Source organism: Vibrio pacinii DSM 19139, from assembly GCF_000711795.1.
GTDB lineage: Bacteria > Pseudomonadota > Gammaproteobacteria > Enterobacterales > Vibrionaceae > Vibrio > Vibrio pacinii.
Genome location: NZ_JONH01000005.1, coordinates 159163 through 186155, shown reverse-complemented (window position 1 = coordinate 186155; position 26993 = coordinate 159163). Strand labels below are relative to the sequence as shown.

Below are 26993 nucleotides of genomic sequence, written 5' to 3'. Positions count from 1 at the left end.
TTGGACGACATATCAACGGGTATCTTATTTGCGCTACTCGCGTGTCTTATTGTTATTTCAGGATATTTCTCTGGTTCCGAGACAGGCATGATGGCTCTGAACCGCTACCGTCTCAAGCATCTCGCCAATAACGGGCACAAAGGCGCACAGCGCGTCGAGAAGCTGCTCGACCGACCAGACCGACTCATTGGTCTTATCTTAATCGGTAATAACCTCGTTAATATTCTCGCTTCTGCGATTGCCACCATTTTAGGTATGCGTCTGTATGGCGATCTGGGGGTTGCTATTGCTACTGGCGCTCTTACCTTAGTCGTCCTAGTGTTCGCTGAGGTCACACCAAAAACCCTGGCCGCGCTTTACCCTGAGCGGGTCTCATACGCTAGCAGTATCCTACTGACCATTTTAATGAAACTGTTGTCGCCGCTAGTGATGTTTATCAATATGATCACTAATGGCTTTATCCGTTTATTAGGTCTTAAAGCCGTACACGGCGGAGATGATCACTTAAGTTCGGATGAACTAAGAACCGTGGTCAACGAAGCAGGCAGTTTGATCCCTCGCCGCCACCAAGACATGCTGATTTCGATTCTCGATCTCGAACATGTCACCGTCAATGACATCATGGTGCCACGTAATGAGATCACCGGCATCGATATCAATGATGACTGGAAATCGATTGTACGCCAGTTAACGCACTCTCCTCATGGCCGAGTCGTGTTATATCGCGATCAAATTGATGAAGCGGTAGGGATGTTGCGCCTACGAGAATCTTATCGCCTGATGTTAGAGAAGAATGAGTTCACCAAAGAGACGCTATTGCGCGCAGCCGATGAAGTGTACTTTATTCCAGAGAGCACTCCTCTCAACGTACAACTGCTCAAGTTCCAGCGTAATAAACAACGTATTGGCCTGATCGTTGATGAATACGGTGACATCATTGGTCTAGTGACTCTAGAAGATATTCTCGAAGAGATTGTCGGAGAGTTTACCACTTCGATTGCACCAAGCTTGTCGGATGAAATTACTCCGCAAGGTGATGGCAGTTTCTTGATCGAAGGCAGTGCCAACATTCGCGATATCAACAAAGGACTTAAGTGGAAGTTACCTACTGATGGGCCACGAACACTCAATGGTTTGATCTTAGAGCACCTAGAAGAGATTCCTGAAAGTCACCTTAGTGTTCATGTTTCCGGCCACCCGATGGAAATCGTCGAGCTGGAAGAGAATCGAATCAAGCTGGTCAAGGTTTTTCCTATTCTTAAGAAAGCGAAGTCGGCTTAAGCGTCCGCTGTTTTTATATCGTCCCATAAAAAATGTTGTCCAACAAAAAAGCCTTGGTTTGAAACCAAGGCTTTTTTTCAACTTAGACAGCATTAATCTTCCGTTACGCTGAACAGGTTCTCCATATTCAAACCCTGTTTGATTAGGATTTCACGTAAGCGACGTAGACCTTCAACTTGAATTTGACGAACACGTTCGCGAGTTAGATTAATTTCACGACCCACTTCTTCAAGTGTTGATGGCTCATAGCCGAGCAAACCAAAACGACGCGCTAGCACCTCTTTCTGCTTCGGATTTAACTCATCGAGCCAATGGATTAAAGAATCACGAATGTCATCATCTTGAGTTGACACTTCAGGATCAGAGTTGTTGATGTCAGGAATGATATCCAACAATGCTTTTTCGCCATCACCACCAATCGGTGTATCGACTGAGCTTATACGCTCATTGAGGCGCAACATTTTGCTGACATCATCAACGGGTTTATCAAGCTGTGTTGCGATCTCTTCCGCGGTAGGTTCGTGGTCAAGCTTCTGTGATAATTCACGAGCAGTACGCAAGTAAATATTGAGCTCTTTAACGACATGAATCGGTAAACGAATGGTGCGAGTTTGGTTCATTAACGCCCGTTCGATCGTTTGACGAATCCACCAAGTAGCGTAAGTAGAGAATCTAAAACCGCGCTCGGGATCAAATTTTTCGACAGCGCGAATAAGACCAAGGTTGCCTTCCTCTATGAGATCGAGCAGAGCCAAACCACGATTACTATAACGGCGGGAGATTTTAACCACTAAGCGCAGGTTACTTTCAATCATGCGTTTACGCGCCGCTTCGTCTCCGCGTAACGCTCGACGAGCATAAAGAACTTCTTCTTCTGCAGTGAGTAGTGGAGAAAAACCAATTTCGCCCAAATAGAGCTGTGTGGCATCGAGACTTTTCGTGGACGCATCAAACTCTTCTTTAGCATCGACGGTTTTGGTGGGTTTAGTAGAATTCTTGGTTCGAAGCGATTCCTTTGCTTCGTTGGCCATATCGAACTCTTCGACTTTCGTTGCTGCATTGCTGATACTCATAGCGCCTCCCCCTGGCGAGCTAGCAAGACATTACTACGTCTAATGTCGCCATATTACTATAATAAGTAAATTTTTACGGTAAGTAGCGATTTGGATTCACTGACTTACCTTGATAGCGAATTTCAAAGTGCAATCGAATACTGGACGTTCCTGAGCTGCCCATTGTCGCAATCTTTTGGCCGGCTTTTACACTCTGTCCTTCGTGTACGAGCAACCTATCATTGTGTGCATATGCACTGAGGTAATTGTCGTTATGTTTAATTATCACGAGATTACCGTAACCACGTAGCGCATTGCCTGAATAAACGACGGTGCCACCTGCTGTTGAGACGATGGATTGGCCTCGCTGTCCTGCGATATCAATCCCTTTGTTCCCTTGGTCTCCAGCAGAAAACTGTTTGATTACTCTCCCTTTCGTTGGCCATAACCATTTGGAAATTTTATTGTTATTCTGTTTAGGCTCACTGACGTTTTTGTTAACATTTTGTTTACCATTAACTCCAACATACTCTTTTGATTTCGATTGATCAACCTTCTTTATTGATTCTTTTTTGATCGGTTTTTGGGTATTTTTTGTACTATTTGTGCTGGTTTTCTGAGTGGTTTTTTTACTTGGTGTTGATGTCGCAGGTATCGCCGCCGCCGCTACGACGCCACCCGCACCAGTTCCACCAAAGGCTGGCGGATTATAGGCAGGCTGCCACAACTTTAGCTTCTGACCTGGTTTTATCGTGTAAGGCTTTTTTAAACCATTGTAACGAATCAGATCATTTACATCTTTGTCTGTGACGTAAGCGATAAAATAGAGCGTGTCGCCCTTTTCCACCTGATAATAACTGCCGCGATAGCTCCCACGAGCAACCGAGCTGTAGTCTTTCTTTAACCCTGAAACTGGCGCAGGTGAGTGGGCAGCGCAGCCAATCAGCACACTGGAGAACACCACCAATAATAACGGCAAAGAAAGAAACTTCATGGCTACGCGAGGTCACCTGCAATTAAAGGAACGAATCGAACCATTTCAATTAATTCAGATTGGTACTCATCACCATGACGCGTGATCTTATACAGATTTTGTTCAGCGGTTCCGACAGGAATCATCATTACTCCGCCCTCACTTAGCTGTTCAAGTAGCGCTGAAGGCACCGATTCGGCAGCCGCAGTCACAATGATCGCATCAAATGGCCCTTTCGCCGCCCATCCTTGCCAACCATCACCGTGCTTGGTTGAAACATTGTAGATATCAAGCTGCTTAAGACGACGCTTCGCTTCCCACTGCAGGGCTTTAATTCGTTCAACCGAATAAACATGGTCAACTAACTGAGCGAGAACCGCCGTCTGATAGCCTGATCCAGTACCAACTTCCAGCACTTGACTCGTTCGGTCTAAACCAAGCATCTCGGTCATTTTAGCCACAATGTATGGCTGAGAAATCGTCTGTCCTTGTCCGATCGGCAACGCGTTATTATCATACGCTTGGTGCATCATTGCCTGAGAAACAAATTGTTCTCGAGGCAAACGATAGATAGCATCTAACACTTGCTGATCTTGAATGCCACTCGCGACAAGAAAGTCGATTAATCTGTCCGCATGTGGGTTTGCCATTGTTATTTTTCCTTTAACCAATTATCCATACTTGAAAGCGATTCGTGCGCGGTTAAATCAACCTGTAGTGGTGTAATCGAGACGCTGCCGTGCTCAATGGCATAAAAATCAGTCCCTTCACCAGCATCTTGCTCTTTACCCGGAGGACCTAACCAATAAATATCATGGCCTCGCGGGTCTTGCTGCTTAATCATCGCTTCTGCGTGATGACGCGCACCCAATCGAGTGATCTGTGTCGGTTTGAGATCTGCCAATGCTACATCAGGAATATTGACGTTCAACAACCGATTGGTTGGTATCGGCGATACAGAGTGTTGAGACACCAATTGACGAGCCACCGCTGCAGCCGTCGCAAAGTGCTGTTTGCCAACCAGTGAAAAAGCCATCGCCTGTACGCCAAGAAAGTGACCTTCCATTGCTGCCGCCACCGTTCCTGAATAGAGCACATCGTCACCGAGGTTAGCGCCATGATTGACGCCAGCCAAGACCAAATCAGGTAAGTTATCTTTCATCAATTCATTGAGCGCAAAATGGACACAGTCTGTCGGCGTGCCCTGCACTGAATAGACATTAGGCGCAATTTGATTAACTCTCAATGGTTGCTCTAAAGTGAGCGAGTTCGAAGCGCCAGAGCGATTTCTGTCAGGAGCTACAATCGTCACGTCGGCCATATCTCGCAGGGAGTCAGCCAAGGCATGTATCCCCTCGGCATGCACACCATCATCATTACTGATGAGTATTTTCAATCGTTTATCGCTCATTAATAGTGACGCTCCACGGCGATTTCTTCGATAAGCTCACGTACAATCGCCGTGGCAAAACAGCCTGCATCAAGCGCAAACTGTAAGCAAATTTCATCCCCCGAGACTTGCCAACTCAATTGTTGAGGAAATAATGCCACTTCACGGCGCTCATGGCGCATACGGTTAGAACGAATTAAGGCCATTAAATCCGGTTCAGCGTCTAGGTGCGGCTGCTCAATCGCGAGAGCTTGCTCTGTGGTTGGCAAAGCATTGTCCCCTGCAAGCGCCGCCGTTAAGCTTAACTCACGCTGCAAAAGTTGCTGATTGATCGACTCTAACGAGTCTGCAGTCACTGGCAATTGCTCAGCTTGCTTCACCACCACATCACCGACAACCGCCTGAGTAAACACCGTTTGCTCAATACGCGCCGAAACGATGGCGTTAAAGATCCATGAACGTGCCGCCGAAAGGTACAAGCTACGCTGGTTCTGGTTACGAGTGCGAACATTGTCACGTCCCCAACGTCTCGCCTCTACAAGGTTATTGCCGTTGTTACCAAAACGCTGACTACCAAAGTAATTCGGTACACCGTTTTGCTTAATCAACGCCAAGCGCTGAACCACATCTTCCACGTCTGAAACTTCAGACAACGTCACGACAAATTGGTTACCGACTAAGTCACCAGGACGGAGCTTTTTATTATGTCGGTCAGTGGCTAGGATTTCGATACTTGGGTACTGAGCGAGGAAGGCTCTAAAGTCGGGTGTTTCCCCTTTCGGCAAATGTACACTTAGCCACTGCTCAGTCACAGCATGGCGATCTTTCAGGCCGGCCCAACTGACATCTTTGGATTTTACGCCACAAACTTTAGCGAGTTCATTAGCAACAAAGCTGGTGTTTTCGCCTGTTTTGCGAATGCGCACCATCAGGTGCTCGCCTTGACCAGTAAAGTCAAAGCCTAAGTTTTCGCTAACTTGGAAATGCTCAGGCTTGGCTTTGAGCTTACCTGTTGCGCTTGGCTTACCATGGAGGTACGCCAGTGATGATAAAAGATCAGACATAATTCAGTTCCGTGCCACAAACAGAGGGCAACTCAAGTTATTTTTTAATGAGCAACACAACCGCTTCGGTTGCAATGCCTTCTTTACGGCCAGTAAAGCCAAGTTTTTCAGTGGTGGTGGCTTTGACATTGATGTTACCGAGTTCGGTATCTAAATCCTCAGCAATGACTTGGCACATCGCCTCAATGTGCGGTGCCATTTTAGGCGCTTGAGCGATAATGGTGATATCCGCATTACCCAACTTATAGCCTTGTTCACGCACACGACGATACACATCCCGAAGTAGAGCGCGGCTGTCTGCCCCCTTCCATTTATCATCGGTATCTGGAAAATGACGGCCAATGTCGCCAGCGGCAATCGCGCCTAACAAGGCATCACACAACGCATGCAACGCCACATCGCCATCAGAATGCGCGATAAGACCTTGCGTATAAGGAATGGCAACTCCGCCGATAATGACGGGGCCTTGACCACCAAATTTGTGGACATCGAAGCCGTGACCAATTCGAATCATGAGTTATCCTTTGTTTTTGTTGAGATAAAACTCAGCCAACGCCAAATCTTCCGGTTGGGTTATTTTGATATTGTCCGCTCTCCCTTGTACCAGTGCAGGACAATGGCCTAGCCACTCGATAGCCGAGGCTTCATCGGTAATGGCGACGCCTTGCGCTAATGCGCCAGATAAAGCATCAAAGAGCATTTGAGTTTTAAACATTTGTGGCGTCAGTGCATGCCATAGTGCTTCCCTATCAACGGTATGATCGATCTTTTGCTGACCATTGGCACGTTTCATCGTATCTCGCACGGGTGCAGCAAGAATAGCGCCATTCGCGTTTGCTAGCGATTGCTCGATTAAGTTGTCGATATCGGCCAAAGTGATACACGGCCGGGCGGCATCGTGCACCATTACCCACTCTGACGCTTGTTGCGCTTGCACATAGTCAAGCGCCGATAACACCGAGTCAGCGCGCTCTTTGCCACCTGAAACTTGGACCACATCGGGACGACTTGCTAGCGATAGCTCAGCAAAATAGGGATCACCATCGGTCACTGCAATGACAACTTGCCCAACCTTAGGGTGCGAAAGCAGTTTCTCAACGGTATGTTCGAGAACCGTTTTACCTTCGATAGTAAGATATTGCTTAGGTCGATCCGCTTTCATACGGCTACCGACCCCCGCAGCAGGAACAATCGCAACCAGTGAAAAAGGCGTTAGCATTTAATTATCCTCACCGATAATTCGATAAAAGGTTTCACCGTCTTTGACCATTCCAAGTTCGTGCCTTGCTCGCTCTTCAATCGCGTCGAGCCCTTGGCGCAGATCGTCAATTTCAGCGAACATTTCATCATTACGTGTTTGAAGGTTGCTATTCACTTGATGCTGAACTTGGGTTTCAGCATTGACCGCTTGAAAATCGACAATACCATTTTTACCTAGCCACAATTCATATTGTAGCCAGCCTAAAATCAGGGTTAATAACAGAGCAAAAATTCGCATATCGTCAATCTAAGCAGAGAGAATAGAAAGACCACATATATATCACAATGTCACTGCTGGCGCGAGATTGCACTGTGTGGCCTTGGTTAAGATTATGCGCTTAATTGATCAATAGGAACGCAAACAGAGCGCCACCTAATATCAAACGATAAATCACGAATGGCGTCATCCCCATTCGCGAAATCAGCTTAAGGAAAAAGTGAATACAAATGTAAGCACTAATAAATGACGTCACGATCCCTGTCATGAGAAAGCCAATATGAATCGGTTCTCCGCTGGTGACCAATTTAAGGCCAAGATACCCTCCCGCAAGAAGGATAATAGGGATCGACATTAAGAAAGAAAAGCGAGCGGCAGCTTCGCGAGTAAAGCCAAGATACAGCGCAGCGGTGATGGTGGCCCCAGAACGCGACGTGCCAGGGATCATCGCGATGGCTTGGCTGATACCAATGAATAACGCTTTTTTCCAATCCGCTTGATACTCATCATCGGTCAGCGTGGCTTTCTTATCAACGTACCAAAGCAATAAGCCAAATACGATTGTCGTGGTGGCAATCACCCACGCACTGCGCAGATAAAGCTCTATGAAATCTTTCATCAACAAGCCAAATACACACGCTGGAATGGTGGCCAATAGGATCATCCATGCCAACTTGGCTTCTTTGCTCCGATCGCCATTAAATATCGACGCAAAAAACGCCCGCAGTAAACTCACCACTTCATGACGGAAATAGATCATTACCGCCAACAGAGTACCGACATGAACGGCAACATCAAACGCTAAGCCCTGATCTTCCCAACCTAAGATCGCCGAAGGCAAAATCAGGTGGGCAGAGCTAGAAATGGGCAAAAACTCGGTTAGCCCTTGAATTAAAGCAAGGACAAAGGCTTCAAAATAACTCATCACAATCTCATTAATTAATAGCTAAACCACAGTGGAACTGGAGTGAGGGTGGTATCAAAATTCGTTTGTTGCCTGATTTGAGCAATATTGCGTCCATCTGCGGGGACTACCCGTTGTGGACAAAGCTCGTAGAGTGGCTCAAGCACGAAAGCATAGTGAAATATGTCACTACGAGGCAGCTCTGGTTGCGATGCACTCACTTGCTCGCCAAACAGAATAATATCGAGATCTAAGGTTCTTGGCTCAAACTTGCTGGCATTGTCAGCCCGCCCCAATTTCTGCTCGATAGTACGTAACTGCTTGGCAAATTCGGCTAAGCTCAGTGGCGTTTTCATTTCAACAACGAGGTTATAAAACGCTTGGCTGTCAAAACCGACTGCCTCACACTCAAATATCGTCGAAAGACGCAACTGCTCGCCGATCCCACTGAGTTCATCAATAGCAGCTGCAATGTGTTTACGCCGTTGTATGTTTGACCCAACCCCAATATAGGTTGTGATCATAGCTGACCTCGCTCGATGACAACCCCAACCCCTTTGGCTTGTGGTACCGCGCCTGGTTTGGTCAGACGAATTTTAATCCAAGGCACATTAAAGCGCGTCATGATAAGCTCTGCCACCTCTTCGGCGACTCGTTCAACCAATAGAAAGCGACCTTGTTCGATGTGACTCAGTACCGCTTGGCTAACCTGTGAATAATCGAGAGCATCAACAACATCATCACTTTTACCCGCTGGTCGGTTGTCGTGAGCCATTTCTAAATCAAGCACTAACTTTTGCTTAATCTGTTGCTCCCAATCGTAAACACCAATGGTGGTAATGACTTCTAATTGCTCGATAAATACTTTATCCATGTGTGTCTTCCTTTACAGGTCGGATACCCAAGAGGGGTAAAAAGTCGTACTATTTGTTGCTCAAACTCGGCCACTGCCATGGTTTGAGAGTGTCAGGCGCGTTATGATATCAGTTACTTGCTTGGCTAACACCTGTTTCAGACGAGTTACTCTACTATGACCCCATTAGCACTGATCATGATCATTTTCGCCTACCTCTTGGGCTCGATCTCAAGTGCGGTATTGATCTGTCGGGTACTACGCTTACCCGATCCACGTGGTGTGGGCTCAAATAACCCTGGCGCAACTAATGTGCTGCGAATTGGTGGCAAAAAGGCGGCCGTCGCAGTGCTGCTGTGTGACATGCTCAAAGGCACAATTCCGGTCTGGGGCGGCTATTTTTTAAATATTGAACCAATCATTTTAGGCATCGTCGCCATCGCGGCCTGTTTGGGCCACATGTATCCGATTTTTTTCCATTTTAAAGGCGGGAAAGGTGTGGCAACCGCACTCGGTGCAATCGCGCCAATCGGGCTCGATCTTAGTGCGATGATCATTGCAACTTGGATTGGGGTGGCGTTTTTATTCCGCTACTCATCGTTGGCTGCGATCATCACGGTGTTACTTGCTCCCTTTTACACTTGGATGGTCAAACCGCAATACACGCTTCCCGTCGCGATGTTGTGCTGCCTGATTGTCTTTCGCCATCATCAAAATATTAAGCGGCTGTTTGAAGGGACTGAACCTAAGGTTGGCGCCAAGAAAAGCGGATTAAAAAAAGCCTCATAGCAAGGCTTTTGTTTTACATCGACGTCATCTACGCGTAGACACGTGTCAAAAAGCGCTTAAGCATCTGAGTGACAAATTCAGGCTGCTCGAGATTAGAGATGTGCCCTGCTTTAGGGATCTGAATCAGCTCTGAGCCTGAAATACAATCATGCATCAGATAAGACTCAAGCACTGGGCGTGGTTTATCTTCTTGACCAACCGCTATCAATACTGGCAACGCAAACTTTTCAACCTCGTCAATCTGATCGCGACGACCAAACACCATTCGCCCCACACGCGCGACTTCGACCGCACTCTCGCCTTTTAACTCTGCCAATTGTTGTGCAAAGCGCTTGGCAAGCTGCGGGTTATCTTGCTCAACGTTATTGGCGAAAAACAGTGGCGTGATTGCCGCAACCATCGGCTCAGGAACGGCCTGTAGATCAGAGATAGTCTCTAGCATTGAAAAATACTTGGCGTGCGTCACCTCTGGTTCAAGACCGACAAAGGTGTCCATTAAAACCAGTGATTGCACTCGCTCAGGCGCTAACGTCACCAGCTCAGTGCCCCACATGCCGCCGACTGACAGACCAACGACTGAGAAGTTTTCAATGCTTAAATGGTCGAGCAAGGCAAGTACTTGCGCCGCATAATCCTGTAGTGAACGTGTTGTCGCAGGACAATAATCAGACTGACCATGAGCCCACAGTTCTGGCACGATACAGCGATAATCTTGACTCAAGGCTGCAACTTGTGGTGCCCACATTGCACTATCCCAAAGGTAGCTATGGCCAAATACAACCACGGGGCCTTGCCCTACATCTAGGTAGGCCATTTCGCCTCCATCAACGGCAAACTTATTCATTTCTTCTTTCACTCATTTCATCTGACGGTAACGCTAAGCGTTAAAAAGTCGCCATAAAGGCGACCCTATTTATCATGACAACCGATTAACCAATCGGCTCCAACTGGTCAATTGGCCAACGTGGCGTTGCTTGTACAGCAAGATCGGCCACTTCACCATTTTTCAGACGTTGCATACCTGCATACGCAATCATTGCACCATTGTCGGTACAAAATTCAGTGCGCGGATAATAGACTTCACCACCAATTTTCTTTGCTAGCTGCTCAAGGTCAGAACGCAGACGACGGTTAGCACTCACCCCACCAGCAATCACGATGCGCTTAAGGCCAGTTTGTTCCAATGCACGCTTACATTTAATGGTTAACGTGGCACAAACTGCCTCTTCAAACGCCAGTGCAATATCTGCGCGTGTTTGTTCGCTATCATCATTGGCAGCAATCGTATTGGCCGTAAAGGTTTTCAACCCCGAGAAGCTCATATCCAAACCTGGACGATCTGTCATTGGGCGTGGGAATTTAAAGCGACCCGGAGTGCCTTTCTCAGCCAACTTAGATAATAACGGGCCACCGGGGTAATCTAGCCCCATCAGCTTAGCGGTTTTATCAAACGCTTCACCGGCCGCATCATCAATCGACTCACCTAAAATTTTGTACTCACCAATGCCTTTAACTTCCACCATCATAGAGTGGCCACCCGACACCAAGACCGCAACAAATGGAAAAGGCGGCGGATTGTCTTCAAGCATTGGAGCCAACAAATGCCCTTCCATATGATGCACTGGTACTGCTGGCACGCCCCATGCGTAAGCAAGGCTGCGCCCAATCGTTGCACCAACTAACAAGGCGCCGACCAAGCCAGGTCCTGCGGTGTAAGCGACACCATCGATATCTTGCGGCGTTAAGTTCGCTTGTGCCATCGCCGCTTTAATAAGAGGGATGGTCTTTTTAACGTGATCACGGGAAGCCAGTTCTGGGACAACACCGCCGTAGTCAGCGTGCAGCTTTACTTGACTGTAAAGCTGATGGGAAAGTAAGCCTTTCTCATCGTCGTAAATGGCTATTCCTGTTTCATCACAAGAGGTTTCGATACCAATAATGCGCATGGTTTACCTTGGATGTTTCTGTGTTTAATTCAAAATTGGCGCAATCTTACCGCGCCTTTGCTTTGCAAACAAATTTTGTGCAAACTCTACCCAACAAAATACTTTACAAAGCTAGTGTGATCAGATTAAAATTCCGCACCATTTTTGATCAAGCTGGTTATGACTGAAAAATATTTAGTTCAGTCCACTAAGTTACCAGCGTTAACGAATAACCCCTGAGGTGAAAGGCATATGCCAGTAGTTAAAGTACGTGAAAACGAACCGTTCGACGTTGCACTACGTCGTTTCAAGCGCTCTTGCGAAAAAGCAGGTATCCTTTCTGAAGTGCGTCGTCGTGAGCACTATGAAAAACCAACTACAGTTCGCAAACGCGCTAAAGCAGCAGCTCAAAAGCGTCACGCTAAGAAGCTAGCTCGCGAAAACGCTCGTCGCGTTCGCCTGTACTAATAACTAAGTCCAAAAGGATTATAGTTATGGCTCTTATTGACAAGCTCAAAGAAGAGCAAAAATTAGCGATGAAAGCCAAGGACAAAATGCGCCTTGGTACTATTCGTTTAGCCTTAGCAGCGATTAAGCAACGTGAAGTCGACGAACGGATTACTCTGGGCGATGACGACATTCTTGCCGTGCTGACTAAAATGGTTAAACAACGTCGCGATTCTGTCGCTCAATATGAATCAGCGAATCGTCAAGATTTAGCCGATGCTGAGAAAGCAGAAATTACGATACTTGAGGACTTTATGCCTCAACCGCTTAGCGAAGAAGAAGTCGCAACACTCATTGACAGTGCAATGACTGAATCTGGCGCAGCGGGCATGCAAGACATGGGTAAAGTAATGGCTATTCTCAAGCCTCAGATTCAAGGGCGTGCAGACATGGGTAAAGTAAGCGGTTTAGTTCGCGCTAAATTGGCTTAACCTCCCAACCCAATTGCAACAAGCCGTGCTCTCCTTTGGAATGCACGGCTTGTTTGTATCTACCCTTTCGATGTTTTTTGATAGTTAGTGCGTTTTTCTAAGGTTTTATGGCAGGACACATCCCTCGTAGTTTCATTGATGACCTCCTCGCTCGACTTGATATTGTCGACATTGTCGACGCTCGCGTAAAACTTAAGAAAAAAGGCAAAAACTACGGCGCTTGCTGCCCTTTCCATAACGAAAAAACACCATCATTTAGTGTCTCGCAAGAAAAACAGTTCTACCATTGTTTTGGCTGTGGTGTGCACGGCAACGCCATCGACTTTATGATGGAGTACGAACGTCTTGATTTTGTCGAAGCCATTGAAGAACTCGCCTCATTTCTAGGGCTTGATGTTCCTCGTGAGCAGCGCCAAGGTGGCGACTTCAACACGAACCAACCCCAAGTCAATTCCGAGCAAAAACGAAATCTTTACGACTTGATGGGCAGCATTGCACAGTTTTATCGCGATCAGCTTAAACAACCGAACAGTAAGGTGGCCATCGAGTATCTAAAACAACGCGGCCTTTCTGGACAAATTGTGCAAAAGTTTGGCATCGGTTATGTGGCGGATGAATGGGATCTGGTACGTAAGAACTTTGGTCAAACCCCACAGACGCAAGAGATGCTCGTTTCCGGCGGTATGCTGATTGAAAACGACAAAGGCAATCGCTATGACCGTTTTCGCGGTCGGGTGATGTTCCCGATTCATGACCGCCGCGGCCGAGTGATTGGTTTTGGTGGCCGCGTGATTGGCGATGGCACACCAAAATATCTTAACTCACCTGAAACACCGATATTTCACAAAGGCAAAGAGCTATACGGCCTGTATGAAGTGATGCAAGCGCATCGCGAGCCTAAGCAGATCTTGGTGGTTGAAGGCTATATGGATGTGGTGGCTCTGGCGCAATATGGGGTCGATTACTCCGTGGCTTCACTGGGCACCTCAACAACGGGTGATCATATCCAACTTTTGTTCCGCCAAACCAATACGGTCGTGTGTTGCTACGATGGTGACCGAGCGGGTAAAGAAGCGGCTTGGCGAGCATTAGAAAATGCGTTGCAGTATCTTAAAACTGGTAACACACTCAAGTTCCTTTTTTTGCCAGATGGCGAAGATCCTGACAGTTATGTGCGCCAACATGGAAAAGAAGCTTTCGAACAACAAATAGAGCAAGCAACGCCACTCTCGAACTATCTGTTTGATAACCTGATTGAGATTCATCAACTGAATCTTGGCAGTAACGAAGGTAAATCGGCTCTTCGCGCACACGCGAGTGCATTGATCGAGAAAATTCCCGATCCGTACTTCCAAGAGCTATTAGAGAAATTGCTTGATGAGCGGACAGGCTTTGATAACCGCTTACGCCAGTCACGCAACAAACACGGCGTAACTCGATCTCAACCGCACAAAGAGATCAAACGTACACCTATGCGACAAGTGGTCACTTTGCTTATTCAAAATCCGAGCTATGCTGAAATGGTACCAGACCTCTCTAGCGTAAGAGAATTATCAGTACCAGGATTAAGTTTATTTGTGGAAGTGCTTGAATATTGTCATCAGCATCCCAATATCACTACAGGCCAGTTACTTGAGTATTGGCGAAATAGTCGCCACGAAGCACTGATGTCGCGTCTTGCAGGGTGGGAAATCCCCCTCGACGACGACAACGAGCAAGATATATTTTTAGATTCATTGGACAAGATACTTGCCCAATGCGTTGAAAAACAAATTGAAAACCTGCAGGCCAAAGAAAGAAGTGTCGGTTTATCAACCGAAGAGAGAAGGGAGCTGCTAGCACTAATGCTAGATTTAAAAGCGTAACCCTGTTCGATTAGTCAGCAATAAATAAATTTGTTATGATGTGTGGTTTGCAACTCGCATACTAATTCCTTCACCAGATACTAAGTTGGATACCGTCTATGGATCAAAATCCGCAGTCACAGCTAAAACAACTTGTCATTAAAGGCAAGGAACAGGGCTATCTGACATACGCAGAAGTAAACGACCATCTGCCGGCAGAAATTGTCGATTCAGAGCAGGTCGAAGATATCATTCAGATGATTAACGACATGGGCATCCGAGTAGTAGAAACTGCTCCTGACGCCGATGACCTAGCACTGAACGATGACGATACAATCACCGATGAAGATGCGGCCGAAGCGGCTGCAGCTGCGCTTTCAAGCGTAGAAAGTGAAATCGGCCGCACCACTGACCCTGTGCGCATGTACATGCGTGAAATGGGTACAGTTGAGCTATTGACTCGTGAAGGCGAGATCGATATCGCCAAGCGTATTGAAGATGGTATTAACCAAGTTCAAAATGCGGTTGCGGAGTATCCGGGCACTATCCCATATATTCTTGAACAGTTTGATAAAGTTCAAGCCGAAGAGCTACGCCTTACTGACCTTATCAATGGCTTTGTCGATCCTGATGCCGATGAAACTGCAGCACCAACTGCGACTCATATCGGTTCGGAACTCGCTGAGTCTGATCTGAAAGATGAAGATAAGGAAGAGGAAGATAAGGAAGAAGACGATGAGGATGAAGAAGAGGAAGATACAGGTATCGATCCTGAGCTTGCTCTTGAGAAATTCACATCGCTGCGTAACACATTCCAGAACTATCAGTTAGCGTGCAACGAATACGGTAGAGAAAGCCCGAAAGCGCAAATCGCGCACGAGCTTGTTATTGACGTATTTAAAGAGTTCCGTCTAACACCAAAACAGTTTGATTACTTAGTAAACGAGCTGCGTAAGTCAATGGAACGTGTCCGTACCCAAGAGCGCCTGATCATGAAGGCGACCGTTGAGTACGGTAAGATGCCGAAGAAATCATTCATTACCCTATTCACTGGTAATGAATCAAGTGAAGCTTGGTTAGATGAGATTCTTGCATCGGATAAACCGTATGCAGAAAAAATCCGCCGTAGCGAAGAAGATATTCGTCGTTCAATCGCCAAACTGAAAGTGATCGAAAAAGAGACGTCTTTAACAGTACAAAACATTAAGGACATCAGCCGTCGTATGTCTATCGGTGAAGCGAAAGCTCGCCGTGCGAAGAAAGAGATGGTTGAAGCGAACTTACGTTTGGTTATTTCTATCGCTAAAAAGTACACCAACCGTGGTCTACAATTCTTGGATCTGATTCAAGAAGGTAACATCGGTCTGATGAAAGCGGTAGATAAGTTCGAATATCGTCGTGGTTACAAGTTCTCGACCTATGCTACTTGGTGGATTCGTCAGGCGATCACGCGCTCAATTGCAGACCAAGCACGCACCATCCGTATTCCGGTGCACATGATCGAAACGATCAACAAGCTCAACCGTATCTCGCGTCAAATGCTACAAGAGATGGGACGCGAGCCGTTACCGGAAGAACTGGCTGAGCGTATGCAAATGCCAGAGGATAAGATCCGTAAGGTACTGAAAATTGCTAAAGAGCCAATCTCTATGGAGACACCTATCGGTGACGACGAAGATTCGCATCTTGGTGACTTCATCGAGGATACCACTCTAGAACTGCCATTAGACTCCGCGACTTCAACCAGTCTCAGAGTGGCAACCAAAGACGTTCTAGCGGGTTTAACGCCTCGTGAAGCTAAAGTACTGCGTATGCGTTTTGGCATCGATATGAACACTGACCATACTTTGGAAGAAGTAGGTAAGCAGTTCGACGTAACCCGTGAACGTATTCGTCAAATCGAAGCAAAAGCACTGCGTAAGCTTCGTCACCCTAGCCGCTCAGAAACTCTGCGCAGCTTCCTTGACGAGTAATCACAGCTTGTGATTTAGCACAATTGATTAAAAGGTGAGCAACAGCTCACCTTTTTTGTCTCTATTAGATTTAAGTGGATAAAATCTAAGCGCATTTACCCTATCTACTGGCTAGACAGCTAGATCCTCATCCCCTATAATCAATCCCCTAACGGCCCCTTAGCTCAGTGGTTAGAGCAGTCGACTCATAATCGATTGGTCCGCAGTTCAAGTCTGCGAGGGGCCACCACTTTCTCTTCTACACATATCTACCGACGTCTATCTACCCTAGTAAAATCAACACTTAGTAATCAATCCTTGTCTATAGCTGTCTATGCTCATCTTGTAACATCCACGTTTTAATGTACCATCGAATGTACCAACGGCTAAGAATCGACAATATTGGTGGTACATCATGGCAAGAAGAGTTGTCCCTTTAACGAATACTCAAGTCAAACAAGCTAAAGAATCCGACAAAGAATATACCCTCTCTGATGGTGATGGACTTCAATTGCGTATCAAAACCAATGGTACAAAGCTATGGATTCTGAAATACACCCACCCCATTACGAAAAAAAGAACAAACATCAGTTTCGGTAGTTATCCGGACGTACCTCTTGCTGAAGCAAGAAAAAGAAGAGCAGATGCAAAAAAGCTAATCGCTCACAACATTGATCCTAAGCAACATAAAGATGAACAGCTCTTAATGGAAAGAGCTGAGCTTGAGAATACCTTTGGCAAACTTGCTGATAAGTGGCTGGAGCTGAAAAAAGAAAGTGTGAAACCAGAAACAGCTGAAAAAGCATATCGAGCACTTGAGAAGCATATCCTTCCCAAACTCGCTAATGTTCCCATTCAGGATATTAAGCCTAAACTGGTACTAGACATTCTTGCTCCTGTAAAAGCTCAAGGAACGTTAGAAACAGTAAAAAGACTCTGTCGCATCATTAACGAAGTAATGCGCCTTGCCGTAGCCTCTGGGCATATAGAAGTTAACTATCTGGCAGATATAACCAAACTATTTCCAGCACCTAAGCGTAAGCATATGGCAACCATCAGACCAGAAAGATTACCTGAGTTAATGCAAGCTATCGCAAATGCGAACATTACGCTATCTACTCGCTGCTTACTTGAATGGCAATTACACACAATGACAAGGCCAATTGAAAGCGCAACAGCCCGTTGGCAAGACATTGATTTCGAAAATAAGGTTTGGATTGTTCCTGAAGAAAGAATGAAGATGAAGCGCCCTCACACTATCCCGCTCACAGAACAAACATTGGCGCTTTTGGAGATCATGAAACCTATTAGTAATCATAGAGATTACATTTTTCCAAGTAACAAAAACCCGAAAAGTCATGTAAACAGCCAGTCTGCTAATATGGCCTTAAAAAGAATGGGGTTTGATGGGGAGTTGGTCTCTCACGGGTTACGGGCTTTAGCAAGTACCACTCTAAACGAGCAAGGTTTTAATCCTGATGTTATAGAGGCCGCATTAGCTCATGTTGACAGAAATGACGTTAGGAAGGCATACAACCGTGCAGAGTACCTAGAACAGCGTAGGACGCTCATGTGCTGGTGGAGTGAACATATCACCTCTGCTGCTGAAGGGAATCTCTCATTGGCTGGCAAAAAAGGGTTAAAGCTAGCCAGCTAAGTCTAATATCGGTTTGCAAAGATCAAACTAAACGGTTCCAGTCCAACGTAAAAAATGATCGATGCAAACTTTGAATATAACGGGGAGCTAATACAGGTAAGCTCCCCTAATTTTGCATTCAGCCTATATTGTGGTTGTTCCCAATGTTAGTGCTGACTGCCTTTCCATTTTTCTGCTAGCTTCTTGTTCATTTTAAAATCGATGACATTTGGTGAAGTTTCAATGGCAGCCTTTTCAGCGTTGCGCTCTTTTTGTTCTTCATGCTTAGCTTTTAGTTTGCTGAATGCCATTTTTGGCAATACAACAAAGCTGGCAAACAGAGCACTTTTGGCACCATCGTAAATTATGTTATCAATAAATGGTTTATAACTTTCATCACCTGCATATTGAATGGCAACCGCAATGAATTCATCAACGACACTTCCTTCTCGCGCCTCTTTGAGAGCCCAAACAACACCACTCTTCCCTTCTTGATATAGAGGAAGATCAAGCTCTTTGGTTACTTGTTCAAGCTCTAAAAGTGCTGTAAGCGTCGTATCTAAAACATGAGAAGACACCACACCAAGTTGCTTTAGCTCACTGTAGCAGCCTGTGGATAATAACGAAGCGGGATTGTCTTCATACAAGGTATCTGTTTTAAAGGTAACTGAACCCAACTCAACAGCGTTTTCAAGCTCTAGAACTTGGTTTGCTTGATAGAGCTTAATATCACCAAAAACAAGTGGCTTAGGTGAAACATTTTGACTCTCTTCATGAGTGTCTATTCGACTATCTTCCAGAAAATCCTCCGCTTGCCCAAAGATAAACTCTTGAAGGTACTTATCAATACGCATGTTCAGTTTGAACGGGGGTATCGCCGCACCTTCAATGCGCTCAAAGTAGGCTTTTGCCTTAGTTCTATCGACCGTTGATTTCAGCGTATCAAAGCGACCAAAACGGTTAATGCTCTGCTCATTCACATCACCAGTCATCAACTGAAGAAGTAAATCCTTATCTAAACCAAGAGCCTCAACAATAGCGGCTATTCGTAACTGTTCTTTCTGATTTTGATAGTCATTGATGTAGTCTCTAAAAGTATGTCCTTCAATTAACTTTGCATCTCCACGTTGTAAATCGTGTAAAAAGAGCTTGGCATACTTTTGTTCACTTTGGCTCAGCGACGCAAATGTCTTATGTAACTCATTGAGTGTGACTTCAACGCTAGTAGAGTCTTGGTGTTGATTAAGCTCTTTTAGATATTTATCAAAGCGGCTATTCATGTAATCGGCGTCGATTTTACCGGTGTCTATTTCAGTTAAATAACCACTGATATCAAAAGGAACATCACTACCTGAACCGTCACCATTGCCGTCCCTTTTACCAGCAAGCTCTTTATAGCGTTGAACTAAGCTCATGTAAGTGAGCTCATCGATAGCCAGAGTGACCTCACGCTCAGCACCGCCCTCACTTTCTGATGAGTCAGTATAGGTAGACTGCTCCCAATTCAGACCTTGTACTTTGGCAGCTTCTAGGTGCTTGTTAAAGGTATTAAATAATTCGGTAAACTTAGCACAGAGTTCTACATCGTCTGGCAGTGTTTCAAAATTTTCAATACCCGCACTAGCAAACAGTTCAGAGATATCCGCTGACAACCGATTCATAAGTTCAATGTTACTTACCAACCTATCAACAAACAGTCCAATAGGTTTATCGCCGGAGTAAAGTTTGACTGCATCGTTAATGTGCTGCTCCATGGTATGTGGATAGCGATAATAACGAATAATACCGTGAGGTTTATCGGGACCAAACAAACGATTGGTGCGTGAGAAAGCCTGAATGATATTCTGATACTTAATCACTTTATCTAAATACAGAGTATTCAACCACTTGGAATCAAAGCCAGTCAGCATTTGATCGACCACGATTAGTAGGTCCAGCTGCTTTGAAGGCTCTTTGTGAATATTCTTGTATTGCTCTTTATGGGCAAGACGCGCAGCGATGTCTTTTTTAAAGGCCGAGTGACGGGCAAAATCAAACTCTAGGCCATAGCGGGCGTTATAATCAGCCATAATCTCTTCTAGACCATCACCTTTAAACGTAGGGCCACGGTCACCACTACCATCGTTCTCAATGTTAGGGTCAAATAGCGCCGATATTTTTAGCTCAGGTTTCTCGGCTTTTAAACGGCGATAATAATCAATCGCCTCAGCGATACTATTCGTTGCTAAAATGGCGTGAAATTTACTGCCTTGGCTCAGCACATCCCATTTATCCAAGATGTCAGCGACGACTTTTTCTTGATGAGCCTTCGTTAAGTATTGGCTTTTCGGGACATAGTCTTCAATGCCTTTATGATATTTGCCTGCGGCATCTTTATAACCCGCCATCGGCACATCATTCATAAAGTGATTAAACTTTTTCTTTTTGCCAGACTCTGCCATCGCATCAGTAACCGAGTCGGCCTTAGCTTGCTGTAAGGCAATTTCTTTTCTTAGTTCGCCATCCTTGAAGGTAGACACTTTGTAAGGGTCAAAACCCAACACGTTTCCATCACGAATACCATCAGCAATGCTATAGCGGTGCAACTCATTACCAAACACATCAGTAGTCGTATTACTATTGACTTGGTTCTCTTCATGAATGGGCGTGCCTGTAAAACCAAAGAAGAGAGCTTTAGGAAAGTTTTTTTTCACCCTGACCAACATGCCTTCTTTATCTTCTTTTCCTGCGCTCATCGTTGAGCGGTGCGCCTCATCAATAATAAACACCAAGCGCTTAGCTCGAATTTTTTCAATATCAGCCGAGTTTGTTGCTACTCCCTCATCACCCACTTCTTCAAAGATATTACTCATTTTTTGAATGGAACTAACAATCAAAGTATCAGCAGGTTTAGTGCTCTTTAGTTTGGTCACCAGTACATGGGTATTCTCAGTGGCTTGTACCACTTCTCCATCACTGGCAAACCCTTGATATTCGATTAGAGACTGAGTACCAAGCTCGATACGGTCCATTAAGAAAATTACTTTATCGGCGTCTTTTGATTGAGCAATCAACTGCGCTGACTTAAAGCTGGTCATGGTTTTGCCCGAGCCGGTGGTATGCCACACATAGCCACCCAGTCTGTCTTTATTATTTACACTACCCAGTTGATTCCAAGTAGTTTTGGCAACGCGGTCAGATATAGCATTAGCGGCGTAATACTGGTAGCTGCGCATGACTTTGAGCACGCCATCGGTATCATCGGCCACGGTGTAAAAACCAATCAACTGGTGTGCCATCGGGATGGATAACAGCGTTGAGGCGATATCCTTCCAGTGGTTCACAGGCTCGTTATTAAAATCAGCCCAATGGAATTGATAGTCTGGATTAAACTTACCATCTAGCCCTGGGTTGGCGAAGTATTTGGCCTCTTCAGGCTCCATCGCCACAAAAACTTGGATCAGTGAAAACAGGCCGCTAAACACGCCCTCTTTACTGTATTTCTCTATTTGATTGACTGCTTGACTAACAGGTACTTTGCTGCGCTTTAGCTCAACATGAATAACCGGCATCCCGTTAATCAGTAACAGCACATCACCACGACGATCGTTGCGTAATGGACTGCCGCGCTCAAACTTAGGCTGCTGGACTATTTGGTAACGGCTTTGACCTGCTGCTATTTCGTGGCGGTCATAAATTTTTAAGCTAACTTCCTTACCATAGTGCAGTGTATCATCAGGGTTATCACGCTTGATCGCGACGGTTTTACCGTTAATTAGCCCGTTGAGCTTAAGCGGCGTTTTCAGCGCTTTGATCTGCTCAATAATCTGCTGCATTTCACTTGCAGTCAGCGGCACATCGTTTAAGCGATCTTGCTGGCGATTGTTTTCAAACAAAATGTTTGCCCAGTTTTGCAACAACTCGGCCTCAGTTTTGTTTTTGAGTATTTTAGATTCCCACCCTTTTTGAGTGAGAACTTCAATAAAAGCCTGCTCAAATTGCGCTTCAGTTTTAAAGGTAGTCATAGTCTCTCCCTAGACAAACATTTTATTCAAGCAGGCCTGCTTGATATTAGTGAGTTTGGTGATCTGTTGTTGGTGTTGTTCGATCAATGTATCAAGCTTTTGGAAGTAGTTGCCGATTAGAGATTGCTCTTTCACACAAGGGACTACAAACCTAATTTTTACTAAATTAGCGTGACTAATTCTTTTATGCGATGTACCAGAAACCCATTCACCAACAGACTTAAGTGCTTCTTTCCTGTTTAATAGAATCATCAAAAAATAAGAGTTAAAACATGGCTCGGGACGAACAATCGCGACATCAACTGCTGTTACCATTCTATAACCTGTATCAGGCAAAATTACAGCTCTACCAGCAGGATCAGCCAATCTCGAAATCAGAATATCACCAGGAAATATTTCATTTCCCCTAACGGTATCAAAATTAGACTGTTGGAAATATTTTGCATGCTTCGGTCTATCTAAATATTGGCCTACGCCAATATTTCCTGTTTGAATAATCCTATATTCCCCACTATCAAAAATATGCTCAGCTTCAATCCAATTACCATCAGTGATATCCATAGCTATCTTATTTAATGGACTCTCTATCCACTCCCCAATAAACCCTTTAAAACGGATTTCTGGAATGGTTTCACCTTGTTTGGGAAACATCTTTTCAAGCATGGCTCTTTTCAAGTTACTGAGTTTTTCATGCTTTTGTTGTTGCTGGTTAATTAGACTATCGAGCTTTTGGAAGTAGTTTCCTACTTGGGTTTGCTCTACTGGTTTAGGTAAAGTCACCAAAAGGGATTTTAGTGAGTCAATACCAATATTTCTTTGAGATCCGGTATTGATACCTAATTCGAACTGGCCTTGCGTTTTTTCAGTCTGAAAAAAATAGAACAAATATTTACCGTAAGTGGTGTTGTTCGTTTTCAGAATTGCACAAGAATATGAAATCAAGAATTTTATATCTGTTTCAACATATCTTACAGCCCCAACAGATGCATAACGAGCAAACAATATATCGCCAAATTCAGGCTTTATTTTTTTTGATAACTGCTCATAGTCCTCAATGGATATTAGCTTGGCATTGTTAAGGTCAAGGCCGTTAATACCATAGAAGTCACCTGTCATTAAATATGGTATGCCCGTTATTTTCGATTCTGGCATACGATGGTCTATATCTCCAATGAGGCAAAGACTACCCAAAGGACTCCTTCCCCACTCCCCACTAAACCCTTTAAAGCGGATGTCTGGCACATTTTTATCCACAGTCATCTTATTCGCCCTTCAACAAACTAGTCAGTTCAGCTAAGCCCTGCATATCAAACTCGTTACCAGTGAGCCCGTCCATCATTTCCGCTAATTCATCTTCGGTGGTTTTGATATCACTCGCGACTTGCGAATAGGTTACAGCGTATTTATCCGCAAGGGCTTGTACCTTGTTGGTCAACTGGGCAATCAAGCTGCTTGGCATTGCAGCGAGTTCGTTACCTAATGGCGTGATCCATTTTAGGTGCAGTAGATTATTCACTTGCTCGTCGCTTAGGCCCTCAATGGTAGTTTTGGTTTGAAGATGTAGTTTAGTGGTCGCTTCTTTCACGGCCTTTTTCAGTGTTTTTTCTTCACTGATAAGTTTGTTAACACGAATGATTTTTGCCTTGTAGCTTTCTTCAAGTACAAGACTATCTTCAGTGAACTTAACATTACTGTCTTTCTGTTCTTTCAAAAATGTCTTAGCAGCCTTTGCGACTTCAGCATTGGCAAAGGCGTCTTTACTTTCTTTGACCGTATCTTGCTCTTTTTCTTCTTCGCTGAGGGACTCCAAAATTTCTTCAAGAGTGCTGGCAATTTCAGCCAAACGATTCTCTTGTTTAGCCAGTGCTGCTAGGTCATCGCTTAAGAGAGCCTTTTGTACTAAATCAAAAGGTAAGATGTGACCTTTCCAACCATCTTGTACCTCAGTATCTTTACCATTTTTCTTTTTGATAACGATATTCGGTTCAACTTGCTTAGTCGCGTCAAAACCTTCAGTTTGCATCATTTCTAAATCAGCGCTAATGATTTGCCATTGGTTGTTTAGAAGCTGATAGGCTTGGTATTTGTCGATTAAAGTAATAGGACTTAAGCGGTTAAAGAGATCAGCACTTAATGAAGCCTCTTGTTGATTGCGGTTAACCCCTTGCCAACCTTTAATTAGCTTGGTGTTTAAGTCGTCATCAAACCCAGCAAAAGCCTGCTTATAAGTAGCGATAAACTCAACTACTTGTGGATGACTGCTAATACTTGTATTGACAGCGTCTTTAGCAATAGCTAACTCACTGTACGCAGAAGATTTAGCCGCAAACAAAGCGCTGCGTAGCTGTGGGAAAGCAAGCCAGTATACATTGAGTTCATCAATTTCACTGTTAGGGATACCGCCTAACATGGTGGCGTGTAAGTCCCAGCTTTCAGCCGCAGCTGAAGAGTCTACATAGCGTGGTATGTTTAAGTTATAACCATTATTGCGTAAGGTTTCTTTACTCACTACTTTCGAGAATTTATCGACGCTCTCTCGATTGATCACAGCATCAACGGTACGCTTAATATCACTCGCTTGCAGCTTGTTGTTTTTGCCTTCTTTAGTAAAGTGCTTAGAAGCATCAACAACCAATACATCGGTATTCTGACGCTTTTGTTTGAGTACTAAAATCACGGTTGGAATACCCGTACCAAAGAAGATATTACCCGGCAAACCAATAATGGCATCAATGTGGTTCTGCTCAATCAGCTGCTTGCGGATCTCCCCCTCTTCACCACCACGGAACAACACACCATGAGGTAATACAATGGTCATAATACCATCGGGCTTTAGGTGATAGAGATCGTGTAATAGGAAGGCAAAATCGGCTTTAGTTTTTGGGGCTAGACCAAAACGCGAATAACGAGGATCGCTATCTTTATAGCTAGGGTCCCATTGTTGTGAATACGGTGGGTTAGAGACAACAGCGTCCACGTATAAGGCATCGTAAGTGCCTTGTGGATCGTTCTCATCGAAGTATGGCCAATCGTCTTCTAAAGTATCGCCATTGCGGGTTTTAATATTGCTGGCTTTAATACCACGCATGATCAGATTCATACGGGTAAGGTTATAGGTGTTCGCTTTTAACTCTTGTGCATAATAGGTAATGCTGTCTTTGTTTTTAGCGTATTTTTCAACGGCCTCACCAATATTGATAAGGAGTGAGCCAGAGCCGGACGTTGGATCATAGATCTCAATGGTGTCTTTATTTTTTAGTTCATGAGCGATGATGTGCGACATGAGAACCGAGACCTCATGAGGCGTATAAAACTCTCCAGCTTTTTTACCCGCATTAGCCGCAAACTTTTCAATCAGGTACTCGTAGATGTAGCCCAGAACGTCATAGCCTTGCTGACCGTTCATAGGGATACTTTTGATTAAGTGCAGTAAGTCGCTAATAGCTTTAGTTCGCTTACCCGCGCTTTCTCCGAGTTTGCTTAACCCTGTTTCTAGAGTAGTAAAGATGCCTTCAAACAACTTTTTGTAAGTGGGAGAAATCAAACGGCTAAAAGCAGAAAGTGCATCACGTACGTTAGATTCATCAAAGTCGGACGTTGGATCAACCCACGTTGAAAACAGATTTTCGTAAGCAATAAAATAGCCAAGGTTATCTTGAATGTACTTGACTGTTTCAGCGTCTTCTTCTGTTAGCGCTTTGATTTCACCGGGCGTCATTCCCTCTTTGGTGACAAACTGCACCTGTTGGTCGCTGAGGTACTTATAAAAGATGAAACCTAAGATGTAGTCTTTGTATTCGTTTGCTTCGATCTTTGAACGCATCTGGTTCGCTGATTCCCAGATTTTTGCCGCTAATTGTTGCTTATTCATATTCTGCTCAATTCATTTCAACTATTGACCGACATCGTGAAAACAGTCGGCACATGTTCGTCATATTGTGTTTAGGGACTCAGTTAAACCTGATCTTCTTGCTCTGGTATCTAGGCTTCAAGAGCTTCACTCTTAAACGCCAAAAACTACCGACTTTGAAGCCGATGGGAGCCGATCTTTAAAGGCAAGTCTCTAAGTGTTTTTCTAAGCTGACTTTAACTATGTCGCTGATTTTTTTAATCGCTACTATTTCAGCAACCACCGAGTTGTACACTCGCGAATTCTTTATCCATTTTGAAACACGGAGAATACGGGAGAATTAGAACGTCGACAATGCGCAAAACCAAACTTTCAGCACTCCGGTTTCATATACAATTTTTTGTTTTAGCCGAAATAACTCACCATTCAGCATCACGCCCTTCAGCTCCTACAGTTCATTCGAATCAAAATCTTTTCAAATATATTTCATCACTATGCATAACCCCATCGATAGAAAAAAGGAGCCGATTATGCATAGAAATTCCTTACCCGCAACTTCATTCAACAAGACAGCTTTGCCTATCTCTCTGACTCTTCTAGATACATTAAACAACGTTCTAAACAAACACACAGGACTCGTAGAGGGTCATCACATCATTCATTTCAGTAACAAGCACTACACCGCTGAACATGGAGGCTATCACCCTATTGAGATTGCCCTGGCGAAAGACATTCACAATCTCTATTCAATCTTTTGCATCACTGACTTTAGCTTCAATGGCTACCCTTACCCGACACTTGAACGAGACATAGAGTTCGATTTCACTCATGCCACGGTCTTTACGCGATACTCTGGTTTAAAGAGTATGAGCGCCCCCAACACCGACAAGCTATATACACTTTGGGAGTCCAGGTTTATCGATAACTTAGCCAAGGGAGCCTACAGCCAAGTCGAGCTGCGTAGCCGCTAAGACCTGAGCACAATTGATAACCACCACACTACCGCTCCCTCGCTTCTCGCTATCACCATGATTTTACTACCTTACTCTTTCACAGGAGAA

The 26993-nt window shown here is 44.8% G+C and carries 24 protein-coding genes and 1 tRNA gene; 9 read left to right on the top strand and 16 right to left on the bottom strand.

Translation table 11 applies throughout. The features are described from left to right. Complete coding sequence (locus tag BS19_RS05270; protein WP_038173819.1) at positions 1–1281, top strand: HlyC/CorC family transporter; 1281 nt, start codon at positions 1–3, stop codon at positions 1279–1281. A gap of 92 nt (positions 1282–1373) precedes the next feature. On the opposite strand, the gene rpoS is transcribed toward BS19_RS05270, so the two are convergent. The 11 genes from rpoS to folB form a co-directional block, all read right to left on the bottom strand. Beyond that, complete coding sequence (gene rpoS, locus BS19_RS05265; protein ID WP_038173818.1) at positions 1374–2354, bottom strand: RNA polymerase sigma factor RpoS; 981 nt, start codon at positions 2352–2354, stop codon at positions 1374–1376. A gap of 73 nt (positions 2355–2427) precedes the next feature. Then, positions 2428–3327 carry a murein hydrolase activator NlpD gene (gene nlpD, locus BS19_RS05260; RefSeq protein WP_038173817.1) on the bottom strand — a complete coding sequence of 300 codons (900 nt, stop codon included), beginning with the start codon at positions 3325–3327 and terminating at the stop codon, positions 2428–2430. A 2-nt stretch (positions 3328–3329) separates the two neighbouring features. After that, complete coding sequence (locus BS19_RS05255; RefSeq protein WP_038173815.1) at positions 3330–3956, bottom strand: protein-L-isoaspartate(D-aspartate) O-methyltransferase; 627 nt, start codon at positions 3954–3956, stop codon at positions 3330–3332. Between the two features lie 2 nt (positions 3957–3958). Beyond that, positions 3959–4717 carry a 5'/3'-nucleotidase SurE gene (gene surE, locus BS19_RS05250; RefSeq protein WP_038173814.1) on the bottom strand — a complete coding sequence of 253 codons (759 nt, stop codon included), beginning with the start codon at positions 4715–4717 and terminating at the stop codon, positions 3959–3961. After that, a complete protein-coding gene (truD, locus tag BS19_RS05245) occupies positions 4717–5760 on the bottom strand; it encodes a tRNA pseudouridine(13) synthase TruD (protein WP_038173813.1) in 1044 nt (347 codons plus the stop codon). The genes surE and truD overlap by 1 nt, the downstream gene beginning before the upstream one ends. 37 nt (positions 5761–5797) lie before the next feature. Continuing rightward, positions 5798–6274 (bottom strand): 2-C-methyl-D-erythritol 2,4-cyclodiphosphate synthase, encoded by a 477-nt coding sequence (ispF, locus tag BS19_RS05240; protein WP_038173812.1) that lies wholly within the window; start codon positions 6272–6274, stop codon positions 5798–5800. Positions 6275–6277: 3 nt separating this feature from the next. Next, positions 6278–6979, bottom strand: coding sequence for a 2-C-methyl-D-erythritol 4-phosphate cytidylyltransferase (gene ispD, locus BS19_RS05235; protein WP_038173811.1), 702 nt, complete (start codon positions 6977–6979; stop codon positions 6278–6280). Next, on the bottom strand, positions 6980–7258 hold the full coding sequence (ftsB, locus tag BS19_RS05230; protein WP_038173810.1) for a cell division protein FtsB: 279 nt from the start codon (positions 7256–7258) through the stop codon (positions 6980–6982). Positions 7259–7358: 100 nt separating this feature from the next. Continuing rightward, complete coding sequence (locus BS19_RS05225; protein WP_038173809.1) at positions 7359–8162, bottom strand: undecaprenyl-diphosphate phosphatase; 804 nt, start codon at positions 8160–8162, stop codon at positions 7359–7361. Positions 8163–8176: 14 nt separating this feature from the next. Beyond that, positions 8177–8665 carry a 2-amino-4-hydroxy-6-hydroxymethyldihydropteridine diphosphokinase gene (gene folK, locus BS19_RS05220; protein ID WP_038173807.1) on the bottom strand — a complete coding sequence of 163 codons (489 nt, stop codon included), beginning with the start codon at positions 8663–8665 and terminating at the stop codon, positions 8177–8179. Then, the gene (gene folB, locus BS19_RS05215) at positions 8662–9015 is read right to left on the bottom strand and encodes a bifunctional dihydroneopterin aldolase/7,8-dihydroneopterin epimerase (protein WP_038173803.1); all 354 of its coding nucleotides are present in this window, start codon (positions 9013–9015) and stop codon (positions 8662–8664) included. The genes folK and folB overlap by 4 nt, the downstream gene beginning before the upstream one ends. 156 nt (positions 9016–9171) lie before the next feature. On the opposite strand from folB, the gene plsY reads away from it, so the two are divergent. Then, positions 9172–9783 (top strand): glycerol-3-phosphate 1-O-acyltransferase PlsY, encoded by a 612-nt coding sequence (gene plsY / locus BS19_RS05210; RefSeq protein WP_038173801.1) that lies wholly within the window; start codon positions 9172–9174, stop codon positions 9781–9783. A gap of 28 nt (positions 9784–9811) precedes the next feature. Here plsY and BS19_RS05205 read toward each other — a convergent pair whose 3' ends face one another. Then, on the bottom strand, positions 9812–10627 hold the full coding sequence (locus BS19_RS05205) for an alpha/beta fold hydrolase (protein WP_038173800.1): 816 nt from the start codon (positions 10625–10627) through the stop codon (positions 9812–9814). 85 nt (positions 10628–10712) lie between these two features. After that, complete coding sequence (tsaD, locus tag BS19_RS05200; RefSeq protein ID WP_038173799.1) at positions 10713–11729, bottom strand: tRNA (adenosine(37)-N6)-threonylcarbamoyltransferase complex transferase subunit TsaD; 1017 nt, start codon at positions 11727–11729, stop codon at positions 10713–10715. Positions 11730–11960: 231 nt separating this feature from the next. Between tsaD and rpsU the strand changes: the two genes are divergently transcribed. From rpsU to BS19_RS05170, 6 genes are all read left to right on the top strand, one after another. Next, entirely contained in the window at positions 11961–12176 is a 216-nt protein-coding gene (rpsU, locus tag BS19_RS05195; protein WP_001145625.1) for a 30S ribosomal protein S21, read from the top strand. Positions 12177–12202: 26 nt separating this feature from the next. Further along, entirely contained in the window at positions 12203–12646 is a 444-nt protein-coding gene (locus tag BS19_RS05190; protein ID WP_038173798.1) for a GatB/YqeY domain-containing protein, read from the top strand. 107 nt (positions 12647–12753) lie between these two features. Beyond that, positions 12754–14511 carry a DNA primase gene (gene dnaG / locus BS19_RS05185; protein WP_038173796.1) on the top strand — a complete coding sequence of 586 codons (1758 nt, stop codon included), beginning with the start codon at positions 12754–12756 and terminating at the stop codon, positions 14509–14511. Between the two features lie 98 nt (positions 14512–14609). Beyond that, positions 14610–16463, top strand: coding sequence for an RNA polymerase sigma factor RpoD (gene rpoD, locus BS19_RS05180; protein ID WP_038173794.1), 1854 nt, complete (start codon positions 14610–14612; stop codon positions 16461–16463). 153 nt (positions 16464–16616) lie between these two features. After that, positions 16617–16692 (top strand) — tRNA-Ile (locus tag BS19_RS05175). Positions 16693–16857: 165 nt separating this feature from the next. Next, positions 16858–18099 carry an integrase domain-containing protein gene (locus BS19_RS05170; RefSeq protein WP_038173793.1) on the top strand — a complete coding sequence of 414 codons (1242 nt, stop codon included), beginning with the start codon at positions 16858–16860 and terminating at the stop codon, positions 18097–18099. Between the two features lie 146 nt (positions 18100–18245). On the opposite strand, the gene BS19_RS05165 is transcribed toward BS19_RS05170, so the two are convergent. Genes BS19_RS05165 through BS19_RS05155 form a run of 3 tightly spaced genes read right to left on the bottom strand, consistent with a single transcriptional unit; the run spans position 18246 to position 25953 of the window. Further along, positions 18246–22082, bottom strand: coding sequence for a type I restriction endonuclease subunit R (locus BS19_RS05165; RefSeq protein WP_038173792.1), 3837 nt, complete (start codon positions 22080–22082; stop codon positions 18246–18248). 9 nt (positions 22083–22091) lie between these two features. Then, on the bottom strand, positions 22092–23342 hold the full coding sequence (locus BS19_RS19760; RefSeq protein ID WP_038173791.1) for a restriction endonuclease subunit S: 1251 nt from the start codon (positions 23340–23342) through the stop codon (positions 22092–22094). Between the two features lies 1 nt (position 23343). Next, positions 23344–25953, bottom strand: a complete 2610-nt coding sequence (locus BS19_RS05155; RefSeq protein WP_038173790.1) for a type I restriction-modification system subunit M — start codon at positions 25951–25953, stop codon at positions 23344–23346. A gap of 509 nt (positions 25954–26462) precedes the next feature. Here BS19_RS05155 and BS19_RS05150 point away from each other — a divergent pair. After that, entirely contained in the window at positions 26463–26903 is a 441-nt protein-coding gene (locus BS19_RS05150; RefSeq protein WP_038173788.1) for a DUF2787 family protein, read from the top strand. Positions 26904–26993 lie beyond the last annotated feature (90 nt).